At 41.5% G+C, this 14,182-nt stretch carries 11 protein-coding genes; 7 read left to right on the top strand and 4 right to left on the bottom strand.

Features of this window, described 5'->3' with window-relative positions; all coding sequences use genetic code 11:
* The first annotated feature begins 4 nt into the window (after positions 1-4).
* Both panB and GTQ34_RS02405 read left to right on the top strand, forming a co-directional pair.
* A complete protein-coding gene (panB, locus tag GTQ34_RS02410) occupies positions 5-823 on the top strand; it encodes a 3-methyl-2-oxobutanoate hydroxymethyltransferase (protein ID WP_166522162.1) in 819 nt (272 codons plus the stop codon).
* 173 nt (positions 824-996) lie between these two features.
* The gene (locus tag GTQ34_RS02405; protein WP_313790400.1) at positions 997-1,707 is read left to right on the top strand and encodes an RluA family pseudouridine synthase; all 711 of its coding nucleotides are present in this window, start codon (positions 997-999) and stop codon (positions 1,705-1,707) included.
* Here the strand turns inward: GTQ34_RS02405 and GTQ34_RS02400 are convergent.
* Entirely contained in the window at positions 1,704-3,248 is a 1,545-nt protein-coding gene (locus GTQ34_RS02400) for a hypothetical protein (protein WP_166522161.1), read from the bottom strand. The genes GTQ34_RS02405 and GTQ34_RS02400 overlap by 4 nt on opposite strands.
* Positions 3,249-3,392: 144 nt before the next feature.
* Between GTQ34_RS02400 and GTQ34_RS02395 the strand changes: the two genes are divergently transcribed.
* Complete coding sequence (locus GTQ34_RS02395; RefSeq protein WP_166522160.1) at positions 3,393-4,565, top strand: 2-isopropylmalate synthase; 1,173 nt, start codon at positions 3,393-3,395, stop codon at positions 4,563-4,565.
* Positions 4,566-4,594: 29 nt separating this feature from the next.
* Positions 4,595-5,713 carry a 3-isopropylmalate dehydrogenase gene (gene leuB, locus GTQ34_RS02390; protein WP_166522159.1) on the top strand — a complete coding sequence of 373 codons (1,119 nt, stop codon included), beginning with the start codon at positions 4,595-4,597 and terminating at the stop codon, positions 5,711-5,713.
* Here leuB and GTQ34_RS02385 read toward each other — a convergent pair.
* A complete protein-coding gene (locus GTQ34_RS02385) occupies positions 5,710-6,942 on the bottom strand; it encodes a peroxiredoxin family protein (protein ID WP_166522158.1) in 1,233 nt (410 codons plus the stop codon). The genes leuB and GTQ34_RS02385 overlap by 4 nt on opposite strands.
* 124 nt (positions 6,943-7,066) lie before the next feature.
* Between GTQ34_RS02385 and pheT the strand changes: the two genes are divergently transcribed.
* On the top strand, positions 7,067-9,487 hold the full coding sequence (gene pheT / locus GTQ34_RS02380) for a phenylalanine--tRNA ligase subunit beta (protein WP_166522157.1): 2,421 nt from the start codon (positions 7,067-7,069) through the stop codon (positions 9,485-9,487).
* Positions 9,488-9,491: 4 nt separating this feature from the next.
* Here pheT and GTQ34_RS02375 read toward each other — a convergent pair whose 3' ends face one another.
* Positions 9,492-10,028 (bottom strand): fasciclin domain-containing protein, encoded by a 537-nt coding sequence (locus GTQ34_RS02375; protein ID WP_166522156.1) that lies wholly within the window; start codon positions 10,026-10,028, stop codon positions 9,492-9,494.
* Positions 10,029-10,243: 215 nt separating this feature from the next.
* Between GTQ34_RS02375 and GTQ34_RS02370 the strand changes: the two genes are divergently transcribed.
* Complete coding sequence (locus GTQ34_RS02370; protein WP_166522155.1) at positions 10,244-10,963, top strand: hypothetical protein; 720 nt, start codon at positions 10,244-10,246, stop codon at positions 10,961-10,963.
* On the opposite strand, the gene GTQ34_RS02365 is transcribed toward GTQ34_RS02370, so the two are convergent.
* On the bottom strand, positions 10,964-12,595 hold the full coding sequence (locus GTQ34_RS02365) for an ABC-F family ATP-binding cassette domain-containing protein (protein WP_166522154.1): 1,632 nt from the start codon (positions 12,593-12,595) through the stop codon (positions 10,964-10,966). It abuts the gene before it with no gap.
* Positions 12,596-12,762: 167 nt separating this feature from the next.
* Here GTQ34_RS02365 and GTQ34_RS02360 point away from each other — a divergent pair, with 167 nt between their 5' ends.
* A complete protein-coding gene (locus GTQ34_RS02360) occupies positions 12,763-14,145 on the top strand; it encodes a TlpA family protein disulfide reductase (protein ID WP_208103810.1) in 1,383 nt (460 codons plus the stop codon).
* Positions 14,146-14,182 lie beyond the last annotated feature (37 nt).

Raw genomic sequence — 14,182 nt, 5'->3', positions numbered from 1 at the left:
ATCAATGTCCGTCGCAAAAAAAGAATACAAAAGGATTACGGTGAAATCCCTTGTTGAAATGAAACAAACTGGTGAAAAAATATCCATGCTCACCGCGTATGATTATTCCATGGCTAAAATAGTGGATGCGGCCAATGTGGATGTTATTTTGGTTGGGGATTCTGCCAGCAATGTCATTGCAGGGCATGAAACCACCCTGCCCATTACCCTGGATCAAATGATTTACCATGCCAGCTCCGTGGTGCGTGCAGCCAGCCGTGCATTGGTTGTGGTGGACATTCCTTTTGGCAGCTACCAAAGTGATTCCAAAGAGGCGCTACGTTCAGCCATTCGTATTATGAAGGAAAGTGGTGCCCATGCAGTCAAAGTGGAAGGCGGAGTTGAAATAAAGGAATCCGTCAAAAGAATTCTACAAGCTGGAATTCCCGTAATGGGGCATTTGGGCCTTACCCCACAATCCATTTATAAATTTGGAACTTATACTGTTCGTGCCAAAGAGGAGGAAGAAGCACAAAAACTAAAAGAGGATGCCAGATTTTTGGAAAAGTTGGGATGTTTTGCCATTGTGCTGGAAAAGATACCTGCAAAATTGGCACAAGAAGTCGCAGAGAGTGTTTCCATACCCATTATCGGAATAGGTGCTGGTGGAGGGGTCGATGGGCAAGTGCTAGTGGTGCATGATCTTCTGGGAATGACCCACGAATTCAACCCTCGTTTTCTTAGAAGGTACATGAACCTCTATGAAGATATGGGTAATGCAATCTCCCAGTATGTTGATGATGTAAAGAGTAGGGATTTTCCAAATATGGACGAGTCCTATTAAATTTTTGGCATATTGGATTTTTAGAGATTGCCATAGAATCTATGTATGAAGTCGAAACACAGCTTCTAATTTCAAATGATTTAGGGTTTTTATCTTAATAGCAAGCTGGAAACATTGGTTGACAAATTAAATTCACTAGTAAACATTACCTCTAAATTCAAATCTACTTTGAAGTGAATTCCAAAAATCCAATATACCAAAAATCCAATTCATCCAACCTTCAAGTCCTATATGAGGACAATCACCTTATTGTGGTAAACAAAAGGGTTGGGGATTTGGTGCAGGGTGATAAAACCGGTGACTCCCCGCTTAGCGATATCGTCAAGCAGTATCTAAAAGAAAAATACAATAAACCTGGTAATGTTTTTCTGGGTGTTGTACATCGTTTGGACCGACCGACCTCTGGTATTGTTTTGTTTGCCAAAACTTCCAAAGCCCTTACCCGATTGAACAAACTTTTTGCAATCGGTGATACCCAGAAGACATATTGGGCCATTGTCAAAAACCTTCCAGAACCACAGGCTGCTACACTGACCCATTGGTTGGTCCGCAATCCAAAACAAAACAAGTCGTACGCACACAAAAAAGAAGTTCCCAACAGCAAAAAAGCCATTTTGTCGTACGGCGTACTCAAAAAACTAGACTCCTATTATTTACTGGAAATTGATTTAAAAACTGGAAGACATCATCAAATCAGAGCCCAATTGGCTGCCATTGGATGCCCAATAAAAGGGGATTTAAAGTATGGCGATAAGCGAAGCAACATTGATGGGGGCATTCATCTTCATGCGCGAAGTCTGCAGTTAGGGCACCCCGTTGGCAACGAACAACTGAACTTTGAAGCCAATCCTCCCAATGAACCATTGTGGAACGCTTGTTCTTAACGGGTGCTCATCAACGCTTTTTCCCGGATTATCTGCGATACTGGCTTACCTTCCAAATGACTTTCCAACCAGGATAGAATATCCAGATACAAAAAGGCACGTTTTTCATAGGGATGATTTTCATATTTCTTAAGCTCATTATAAAGCTTCTGAAATTCATTTTTCAATTCATGTGGGTAAATGTCGCCCAAATTCCTCAAAAACTTGATCATCTCTTTTTGCACGGCATGCAAATCGTTCATTTTGAGCAAGAACTTATAGGTGCTTTTCAACTGTACTTCCAAGTGGTAATCCATGCCTGCTTCATAATGTGCCACCAAACTCAGAACCCGGGCAAAACACATAAGGTCCTCACGCATCTTCAAGCTTTTGTTCGAAATGATTTTCTTAAGGTAAACAATACAGTTTTTGTAGTCGCTCTGACCAAAATACAAGCAAGCAATCTTATAATATAACAACATCACATGGTGTGCATCAATCCGGTCTCCGTGCTTTTTAATACCATACTCTATAACTCGAACCAAATAAATGCCCTTATCAAAAGTGCCTTCCAAAAAATGAAGATTCAACTTATTGGAATTGATGTACAAAAAGGCCAAAGAGGCAATATTGTCGTTTTGGGGAAACTTGGGGTCGGCCACTTGCTGTTCCAATCGGGCCAGGGTCTCTTTGAATTGGGAACTGTATTTTACAAAAAACAAAGATTCCAACAGATAATGGTTTCCCTTTAGATAAAACACTGGGTTCAAAGTTATCATCTCTTCGTTTTCATAAAAAAGGTCGACCCATTTACTGGCATATTTGTACGAAGAAAGAAAATCTTGGGTCAAAAAACTGTACCAAAGATGCGCTTTGTACGCCCATAATTTTTCACGAAAGCCCAATTCTTCCAAATTGTATGCCGGCAAATGGGCGTCAAAATAGTCCTTTACGCTTTGTAAATCCTCATCATTTCGTACATAGCCCACTTTCAACATCATGCCATATAACTGAAGGGAAAGATTGGAGAGCTTGCTGGTTATAACATTATGTTCCGAAAGCTGCTTTGCTTGCCGTGCCAATTCGTCTGCTCTGTCTGGGATACTTCTGGTAATGTATTGAGTTTCAATAACTTTTTCCAGTTCTACAATCTCATAGGCCACATTTTTTTCTTCATGCTCCATGGCCATGCTCTTGGCCTTGTCCAGAATTTTTAAACTCTGTTTGTAAAGTCCTTTTTGATAAAGAATTGTGGCAAAATCTAGCTGCTCCCTTATCTGGATACGAATGTTCTGGTTTACTGGATTTAACCGAAGGCTTACTAAAATCTGTTTGTATAGATGTGCTTTTAAGTTGGAAAGTTGTGTCTTTTTTACAATGCCACTCTCCAGAATTTGCACCTCGTCATATGCTTTCATCTTATCCAAAAGATTGAAAAGTGCCAAAAATTTGGCGTCAGCGTTCACCCCCAAACGGCCGACATAAAGCTTAAATTGGCGTTTTTCTGATTTGGAGAGCGATTTTATGAGTATGAACAAGGCATCCCTATGGACATTTGTCATCGTAAAAATTGTTGTTTAAGCGTTTCTTTTTCAAATTGTTACACTTTTTAAAATGCTATTAAACGTTGTAAAGGGACAATATATTACCCTATCGATGTCAGCACCTATTCTATCTTCGTAACGCATACAAAAAGTGACAATGCAATGGGTAAAGATAAGGTACAAATTTTTGACACTACACTGCGCGATGGAGAACAAGTACCAGGCTGCAAATTGGACACCAAACAAAAATTGGTTATCGCGGAACGCTTGGATAACTTGGGAGTAGATGTTATTGAAGCCGGTTTTCCCATATCCAGTCCAGGTGATTTTAAATCGGTGAAAGAGATTGCCAAATTGGTGAGAAATGCCACCGTCTGTGGTCTTACCCGTGCCGTAAAAAAAGATATTGAAGTTGCCGCCGATGCCATAAAAATGGCAAAAAGACCCAGAATACATACAGGCATTGGAACCTCAGACTCCCATATCAAGTACAAATTCAACTCAACTAAGGAAAAAATTATAGAGCGCGCCGTTGAGGCCGTTGCCTATGCCAAGTCTTTTGTGGATGATGTTGAGTTTTACGCAGAAGATGCGGGACGTACGGACAACGAATATTTGGCCCAAGTTTGTGAAGCAGTAATCAAGGCTGGGGCAACGGTGTTGAACATTCCGGACACCACGGGATACTGTTTGCCCGAAGAGTATGGTGCCAAAATGAAATACTTGAAAGAGCATGTGCAGGGTATAGACAGAGCCATTCTTTCCTGCCATTGTCACAACGATTTAGGGCTTGCCACTGCCAATTCCATTGCAGGTGTAATCAACGGGGCTCGACAAATTGAATGTACCATCAATGGAATCGGTGAGCGCGCAGGCAACACTTCGTTGGAAGAAGTTGTGATGATTTTGAGACAACATCCTTATTTGAATTTGGATACAGACATCAACAGTAAATTGCTATACGATACAAGTCAAATGGTCTCCCAAAAAATGGGCATGCCCGTGCAGCCAAACAAAGCCATTGTTGGTTCCAATGCATTTGCGCACAGTTCGGGGATTCATCAAGACGGGGTTATCAAACAAAGGGAAACCTACGAGATCATTGATCCACAAGATGTCGGTGTAAATGAATCCTCTATAGTGCTCACGGCAAGAAGTGGCCGAGCTGCTCTAGCCTACCGCGCCAAAAATGTGGGCTATGAACTTACCAAGCTACAACTGGATTCGGTATATGAAAATTTTCTAAAATTCGCCGACCGCAAAAAAGAAATCGTGGATGAGGATATCCACGAAATCGTGGAAACCAGCAATATAAGTATTAAAAGTTTGGCATAAGCCTTACTTCAAAATCTAATTGGCCATACATGAATCTTAAAATAGCTGTGCTGCCTGGAGATGGTATTGGACCCGAAGTAGTGGCCCAGGCACTCAAATGTCTTCAGGCCGTTGAAGAAACCTTCAACCATAATTTTGCTTATAAGGAAGCTGCCGTTGGGGCAATGGCCATAGACAAAAAACGTACTCCCCTGCCCGATAGCACCCTTTCACTTTGCAGGGAAGCCGATGCCGTTTTGTTTGGGGCTATCGGAGATCCCAAATACGATAATGACCCCAGTGCCACGGTTCGCCCAGAACAGGGATTATTGAAACTGCGCAAGGAGTTGGGACTATTTGCCAATATACGTCCGGTTAAAGTTTTTCCTTCACTCATCAAAAATTCACCGTTAAAAAAAGAAATCGTTTCAGGAACTGATTTTGTGATTTATCGTGAACTTACGGGTGGCATTTACTTCGGTGAGAAAAAGTTAAACAAAGCAGGAACCATTGCTTCTGACCTCTGCGAATATTCTGAAAAAGAAATTTCGCGTATTGCCCATTTGGCCTTTAAGGCCGCCAAGAGCCGTCGTAAAAAACTAACCTTAGTCGACAAGGCCAACGTGCTGGAATCCTCCAGGTTGTGGAGAAAAGTGGTGACAAGAATTGGAGAAAGTTATCCCGAGGTACAACTGGATTTTCTATTTGTGGACAATGCTGCCATGCAGATTATTCTGAATCCAAGTCAGTTTGATGTGATACTTACAGAAAATATGTTTGGTGACATCATTTCTGATGAGGGCAGTGTGATTGGTGGCTCCATTGGTCTTCTCGCATCGGCCTCCGTTGGAGATGAAAACGGACTTTTTGAACCCATACATGGGTCCTATCCCCAGGCTAGGGGAAAAGATATTGCCAATCCTATTGCGTCCATTCTTTCTGCTGCCATGCTACTCGAACATTTTGGTCTTTATGAGGAAGCTATGGCTGTTAGACAAGCCGTGGACAAATCGCTTGAAAAAGGAATTGTAACTCCTGATTTGAATGCCAAAAGCCAATATGGGACCAGTCATGTAGGCGATTTTATTGCCCACAATATCGTTGATAGTGAAGATGATTTCAACATGAATGATGAAAACATCGATTTGGGGAAATCGACCATCATTTAACCTTCCACATCCAGAGCGGTCAATTGCTGAATGGTTTCGACAAACTGTTTTTTGAATTCCAAATATTTTTCTCCCGTGGCAGGGCCATTAAATCCGGTATGGATTTTTTGGACATCCCCGCTCCTATCAATATAGATCGTAGTGGGATAGGATAATATATGATTCAACATGGGCAGTTTTTCATTGGCCTTTTGTTTGTTTGAGGTGCCATATTGCGCCAACAAGATGGGATAGTCCGCTCCCACCCTCTCCTTAAGTCTTCTAATGCCTTCGAATGCTTTCTCCTCGGTCTTGGCATATTCAAAAGCCAAGGCTACCAACTCCACATCCGTATCTGGGTTATTCTTGAGAAAATCCACATAAAAACGGGTTTCATCCAAACAGTTGGGACACCAAGTGCCCATTATCTGAACCAATACCGGTTTGTTCTGGAATCGAGTGTCCGAAAGGCTTACCATACGTCCATTTTCATTGGGAAAAGAAAATGCGAACTTATCGTAACCCTCCCTTAAAAAAGTCAATGAATCTGCATCTGGAAGTTCAAAAGCTTCATTCCGAACGCCCATAAAATCCTCAATATCATGATTGCCACTAAAAAAACGTCCATCCAAAGTACTGTCCGTCACCTGTGCCATAAATAAAAAAACGTGCGCCCCATCAAACGTTGAGAGTTTTAGACTGTCCCCATCGACCACCCCTTGCAAAAAGCGGTAATCCCCTGTCTTTGTTCTGAACGTACCTTTTACTTTGCCATTATTTTGCATAAAAATCCCTTTTGCCGGGTATTCTCCGCTGGTATTAATATCAAAATAGGTTTCCCAAACCCCAGAAATGTTTACCGTCGGTTCATGTTTGGCTTCAAAACGATCTCTCTTTCCAAAGTACGCTTGAAAAGGCACCACTCGATCAAGGCTTTCCTTGATAAAACTGCCCAGCATTTCATTTTCGGTGAAAGTGCCGGCGATGTACCCTTCAAATACGGGCATTTGAATAAGCAAGGAATCTCCACTAATCTGTATTTCATCCACACGTACCACTTCATCTGCATTATGGATCTCCATTATATATTGCCCTTCGACTTCTAATAAAACAAAGGTGAATGGGAGTTCCAATTCGGGTGACACCTGCATTTTGGCCCACCACTCTCCCACGCTCAAAGATTCTTCTTTCTGTTTGCATGAAATAAAGAGGACGCATATCAACAACAATCCAACACTTACACGTTTCATCTTTTGAAAGATTTTTCTTAAAAATAGAAAAACCATTTCAAATCTCTACCTATTTTAATGTCTAACTTTTGTCATTGAATCTGTTGACCTATTGTGTTATATTTGTCCCCTCTAAAATTGGGGTATGAAGATTTCTTACAACTGGTTGAAGCAGTTTATCAATTTGGACTGGGATTCGCAGAAAGTTGCAGAATTGCTCACAGATTTGGGTCTTGAGGTAGAAGGTATTTCCCCTTTTGGATCGGTTAAGGGAGGTCTTAATGGCATAGTCGTTGGCAAGGTGCTCACCTGCAAACAACACCCAAATGCAGACCGCTTGAAATTGACCACAGTGGATATCGGCGGGGAATCACCCCTTCAAATTGTATGCGGTGCGCCCAATGTCGCCGAAGGACAAAAAGTTCCAGTTGCCACCATGGGAACAACACTTTATACTTCTGAAGGAGAAGCGTGGAAAATTAAGAAGGGCAAAATCCGTGGAGAGGAGAGCCAAGGAATGATCTGTGCAGAAGATGAACTGGGGTTGGGAAAAAACCACGAGGGAATCATGGTGTTGAACGATGAATTGAAAGTTGGTACACCTTGTTCTGAAGTCTTTGAAATTGAACATGATGAGGTTTTTGAAATAGGGTTGACACCCAATCGTGCCGATGCTATGAGTCATTACGGCGTGGCCCGTGACCTAAAAGCAGGATTGGAGCAGCAGGAAATCCAAAAACAATTAGTTACCCCCTCCACAAGTAATTTTTCCATAGACAATAGATCTCTGAAGGTAGATGTGGAGGTCATGGATGGCGAAAGAGCACCGCGCTATTGTGGTGTCACCATAAGTAATCTTATAGTGCAAGAATCCCCCCATTGGCTTAAAAATAGATTGAGGGCCATCGGGCTTACTCCAATCAACAATGTAGTGGACGTCACCAACTACGTGCTCCATGAACTTGGCCAGCCCTTGCATGCGTTTGATGCCAACAAAATAAAAGGCGGCAAGATTGAAGTGAAAACCTTATCGGCAGGGACCAAATTCAAAACCTTGGATGATGTGGAGCGGGAACTTCATGAAGAGGATTTGATGATTTGTGACAGTGAAAAACCCATGTGCATTGCCGGGGTTTTTGGGGGAATCAATTCTGGGGTAACGGAAGACACCACCTCCATTTTTCTTGAAAGTGCCTATTTTGACCCAGTCTCCATTCGGAAAACAGCAAAAAGGCATGGTTTAAACACCGACGCGTCTTTCCGTTTTGAACGTGGGATTGATATCAACATAACGGAGTACGCGCTAAAAAGGGCCGCCCTACTAATTCGAGAAATTGCAGGGGGCGATATTAGCTCCGAAGTTGTGGATTTATACCCTAGAAAGGCGCAGGAACGACAAGTATTCTTGACTTTTGATAAAATTAACACACTTATTGGCCAAGAGATTCCAAGGGACACCATAAAATCCATTTTAGCTTCTTTGGAAATAAAAGTGAACAATGTAACCGAATCGGGATTGGGGCTTACAATCCCCCACTACAGAGTGGATGTGGAGCGTGAGGTGGATGTGATAGAGGAAATCTTGCGGGTGTATGGCTATAATAACATAGACTACAAGGAAAAGCTTACAGCTTCAATAGCCAAAACTTCTAAGTTTGAGAATCACAAAATCCAAGATGTGGTGGGCAACATGCTTGCTTCACAAGGTTTTTACGAGATTATGACCAACAGTCTTATCCCCTTAGAGTCGCACATGTTATGGGATTCGGAGCAAAAACCTGTCAAAATGCTGAATCCGTTGAGCTCGGACCTGTCTGAAATGAGGACATCCATGTTGTTTTCAGGATTGGAGACCTTGACTTATAATTTGAACAGACAAATTACCAATCTCAGGTTTTTTGAGTTCGGCAAAACCTACCACAGAGGAAAAGAAAACAATGAAGAGCGCAGACATCTTGCACTTTTCATTTCTGGAAACCGAACACAAAACAGTTGGACCACACCGGAAAGAAAAACAGATTTCTTCTTTCTAAAAGGTGTAGTGGAGTCACTTTTTGCTCGTTTGGGTCTCCAAAATGTTACGGCCGAGCCCTTTGCAAATGGAATTTTTTCCGAAGGAGTTCAATGCCATTTAGATGGAAGAAAGTTGGGTGTTTATGGTGTTGTAAGCAAGGCCGTGCTTAAAAAAGTCGATATAAAACAAGAAATCTTTCATGCGGATTTTGAATGGGACAATATCCTAAATTTAATAAGTACTGAAAATGTTACGTTCCAGGAAATTCCAAAATTTCCATCGGTAAACAGAGACCTTGCCCTTTTGGTTGATGAAAGCTCCACCTTCCAACAGATATATGATTTGGCCTGGGAGACAGAGAAAAAACTATTAAAGCAAGTGAGCCTATTTGATGTGTACACGGGCAAAAATCTTCCAGAAGGGAAAAAGTCCTACGCAGTTAGTTTTACCTTACGGGATGATGGCAAAACGTTGACGGACAAGCAGATTGACAAAATCATGTCTAAACTTACCACGACATATCAAAAAGAATTGAAAGCCGAATTACGCTAGCTATCTACATCCGTGTAGGTTGAATAACACTGTCAATCTCATGAATGATTCCATTTTCGAGATTACGGTCTGCTGCCGTGATGCGTGCTGTGTTTCCAGTTGGGTCGGTCAGTACAATGTCATAACCCTCCATGTGCGCAATTACCTTTTTGCCCTGGATGGTAGTGAAGCTTGCCTTACCGTTGCCTCTGCACATGGCCCTTAAAATTCTTGAAGCTGTCAGATGGCCAGCAACAATATGATATTTCAATAGGGATTTCAGTTCACTTTTATCTTGTGCATTTATCAACTCTTCTATTCGGGTATTTGAGAACCGCTCAAACGCGGCGTCCGAAGGGGCAAATACGGTAAACGGTCCAGATTTTATCAAAATAGAATCCAATTGTGCCGCTTTAACCGCAGCTAAAAGTATCTTATGATTATTTTCTGATAAGCTACTTTGAACCGGAGCCGCGATAGTTGCTGTCAATGATTGGGCATTCAAAAAAGCAAAGGAAATCAGGCATAAAAATACCAAGAATTTGGTCAGTGGGGTTCTCATTGCAGTGTTCTGGATGTTGGGGCTACGTATTCTTTTAAAAGGTTTTTGCGATTAAGTGCAAAAAACTTCGATAAGATACATCTTTTTGACAAAAGAGTCGTACTATGATCGGTGAACAAATTTATTTAACAAAATGTTAACATTATTCGTTCTCATCCCTTTTTTAAATCCACGTGCCAAATCCTTAAATTTGAAAGAATTGCTAAGAAAGAGATATGATTTTAAGGAACACCAACATCGAGGACAAGCTCCAAGCTGTGAGGGACAAACAGCAAAATCACACTAAATATTTAAATGAAGTCCAGGCTTTTCTTGACAGTGATGTTATGAAGAATGCCAAAATTTCTGCTGAAATCGACTCAGTGGGCAATGCGAACAGTAATAGGTTTGTTTTTGATGCCCTCGAAACGGATAGAATCTACCATATAGATCAAATAAGACAAATCTGCATTGATTACCGACTTCGGTTTCTGGACAGCCGATATTTTAAAAGCAAGATTCCAAATGCGGCTATGAATCAAATACAGCATCTGGAACAGGTTCACAACACTACGCTCCAAGGCTTTAAGATAATGGCCCCCTCGAAGCTTTTTAAATTGGAGGATAAAGATGACCCTTTATTGTTTGCGCCGATTGGGAACGATTACTACTATCTCGTGCACAAGTGGGGGAATGACCTGCACCCCTTACGGAAAGTGCTGGTATGGCCGTTTAAGAACATTGTCAATCTTACGATATTCGTACTATTGATTAGCTATTTGGTTACGTTGCTGGTGCCTAATGGACTGTTTTCCAAGAACAACTCAACTGCTGAGTTTTGGATCATTTTCTTTTTCATGTTCAAGTGTATTGCCTCCGTGGTTATTTTCTATGGATTCGCATTGGGCAAAAACTTTAATCCAGCCATTTGGAACAGTAAGTATTTCAACAGTTGATTAGACTGCGGTTACTGCGTACATTTTTTCTCGCTGTTCCCTAATGGATTTATCGGACATGTAGTCATCAAAAGTTAAATATCTGTCGATACTTCCTTTTGGTGTCAATTCAATGACCCGATTCGCAACGGTTTGCACAAATTGATGATCATGTGTGGTCAATAAAACAGTGCCTTTGAAATTTTTAAGGGAATTGTTGAACGCGGTTATGCTTTCCAAATCTAAATGGTTTGTCGGCTCATCCAACAATAAAACGTTAGCGCGAAGCATCATCATTCGGCTAAGCATGCAACGCACCTTTTCACCACCCGAAAGCACTGTACATTTTTTAAGTGCCTCTTCACCGCTGAAGAGCATTTTACCCAAAAAACCACGTATATAGACTTCTTCACGCTCTTCTTCCGTTTTGGCCCACTGGCGAAGCCAATCCACCAGATTAATATCTTCCTTGAAAAAATCTGAGTTATCCGCTGGAAGGTACGATTGGCTTGTGGTCACACCCCATTGAAAGGAACCGCCGTCTGCCTTAACCTTACCCGTGATTATATTGTAAAAAGCTGTGGTAGCCCTAGAATCTTTGGACAATATGGCTACCTTATCTCCCTTGGCCAGGTTGATATCCACTTTGGAAAACAACAAATCCCCATCTTCGGAGGAAGCCGAAAGTCCTTCTACATGAAGAATTTGGTCACCGGCCTCACGCTCCCGTTCAAAAATTAGGGCAGGATATCTCCTACTGGAAGGCTTAATGTCTTCTACCTTAAGTTTTTCCAACATTTTCTTTCGAGAAGTGGCCTGCTTACTTTTTGCCACATTGGCACTAAAACGTTGAATGAATTCCTGTAGTTCCTTGGCCTTCTCCTCCGCTTTCTTATTTTGCTGGGCACGCTGTCGCGCTGCCAGCTGACTGCTCTCATACCAAAACGTGTAATTTCCTGAAAACAGGTTGATCTTGCCAAAGTCGATGTCAGCAACATGTGTGCAAACAGCATCCAAGAAGTGCCTATCGTGTGAAACCACTATCACCGTATTGTCATAATTGGCCAAAAAATGTTCCAACCATTGAATGGTTTCGTAATCAAGGTCGTTGGTAGGCTCATCCATTATCAGCACATCTGGATTTCCAAAAAGTGCCTGGGCCAACAACACCCTCACCTTCAGTTTTGAGTCCATTTCGGCCATGGTCGTGTAGTGCAGTTCTTCGGCAATGCCCAAATTGGACAACAAGGCTGCCGCATCGCTGTCGGCATTCCAACCATTCATTTCTTCAAACTGAACTTGTAGCTCCCCTATTTTCTCTGCATTTGAATCATTATAATCCGCGTAAAGCGCATCAATCTCTTTTCTTATGTTGTACAAAGGTTTGTTTCCCATTACAACCGTCTCCAATACAGGAAATTCATCATAGGCATTATGGTTCTGCTCCAAAATGGACATCCGTTTTCCGGGCTCTAGCTGTACACTCCCCGAGGTTGCGTCTTGCTGACCCGACAAAATTTTCAAAAAGGTTGATTTTCCTGCTCCATTGGCCCCAATAATTCCATAGCAATTTCCTTGCGTAAAGGTTACATTCACTTCGTCGAAGAGGACCCTTTTTCCAAATTGTACCGATAAATTTGATACTGATAACATGCGTAATTTTATTTTTTGCAAAAATAGCTAAAACAAATGCTTAAAAACAACTTAAAAGTGCATTATTAAACAACAGAAAAACAAGGACTTACAACATTTAACTAGCTATTAACAAGAGGGGTTTTCCGCTATTGTTACTTTTGTGCTCAACTATGAAGGTTCCCTGTATGGTAAGATATTTACTCAGCCTCTCTTTCCTTGCTGTTTTAGGTTGCGTGGGCAAACAGGCGGAATGCCCCTCTGTGTTCTTTGGCGGAGAGATTGTAAACCCGACCAGTGACTATGTGGTTCTTTACCGTAACGATGCCTATATCGACTCGGCAAAACTAGATGATACAAACAGATTCTCCTTTAGGCTTCAGGGTATTGAAGAAGGACTTTATCATTTTGACCACAGTCCTGAATTGCAATACGTTTACCTACAAGAAGGAGACAGTCTTCTTTTTCGTTTGAACACCGTGGAGTTTGATGAATCTCTGGTGTATTCCGGTCAAGGCAGTGAAATCAATAACTTTTTGGTCGAGATGTTCCTTGCCTTTGAAAAGGAAGAGCCGTTGATTTATAAATATTATGCTTTGGACCCACAGGCATTCGATACAAAAATTGATTCCCTACGGTCCCAAAAAATCCAACATTTGGAAGAGTTGGCAAATGATAACCAACTGTCGGATAAGGTATTGGCCATGGCAAAGGCTTCCATCGACTACAACACTTTTATTTACAAAGAAAAATATCCTTTTTACCACAAGAAGAAAACTGGGGAGGAAACTATACATGAACTGGAAGATTCCTTCTATGATTATCGCAAAACCATCGATTTAAACAATCGGGACCTAACGTATTTCCGGCCTTATTTCGATTTCATGAAATACCATTTTGGTAATCTCTCCTACATGGATTGTATGGAGCACTGTAGTACGGAAAAGAAGCCGGTAAGTTCCCATCTACATTTCAACAAGCACAAACTCTATTTGGTGGACAGTCTGGTTAAAGAGCAGGATTTAAGGGATATTCTGTTCAGAAATATTGCGATGGACTATCTTTTGAAAGAGCACCAAGCGAATGAAGAGTGCCAGATTTTTATTGACAAGTTCCGTAAGCTTTCAAGCAACGAGTCACATAAAGAGGAGATTACCCACCTTTACAATGGCATCCAAAGTTTACAGCCAAAAAACGCACTTCCTAATTTGGTTTTGCGAAATGTGGATAACAAAGAAGTTTCCTTAAAAGAAATCAGCCAAGGGAAAACCACGGTATTCTATTTTTGGGCCGGTTCACAGAAAAGGCATTTTAAAAATGTTACCGCCCATGTTGAAAAATTAAAAAAGGAATATCCTGACCACCACTTTGTGGGAATTAATCTTAGGACTAGTTTTCCACAGTGGAAACTGTTGCTACAGGAAAATCGTCTGGACGAGAACACTCAATTCCACGGGGAGGATTTCAAGGAGGTTCAAATGGCCATGATCGTGGACGGTCTTAACAAATGCGTCATTGCCAAGGATACCCTTATTGTAGATGCTTTTGCCAATCTGTATTATTCTTTTTAAACAAAAAACCCGAAACAGAACGCTCCGGGTTTCATTT

It is taken from the genome of Flagellimonas ochracea (genome assembly GCF_009903685.1).
In the GTDB taxonomy this organism is placed as follows: Bacteria; Bacteroidota; Bacteroidia; order Flavobacteriales; family Flavobacteriaceae; genus Flagellimonas; species Flagellimonas ochracea.
Note: the sequence above shows the minus strand (reverse complement) of the source record. Positions and strands in the feature narration are given on the sequence as shown.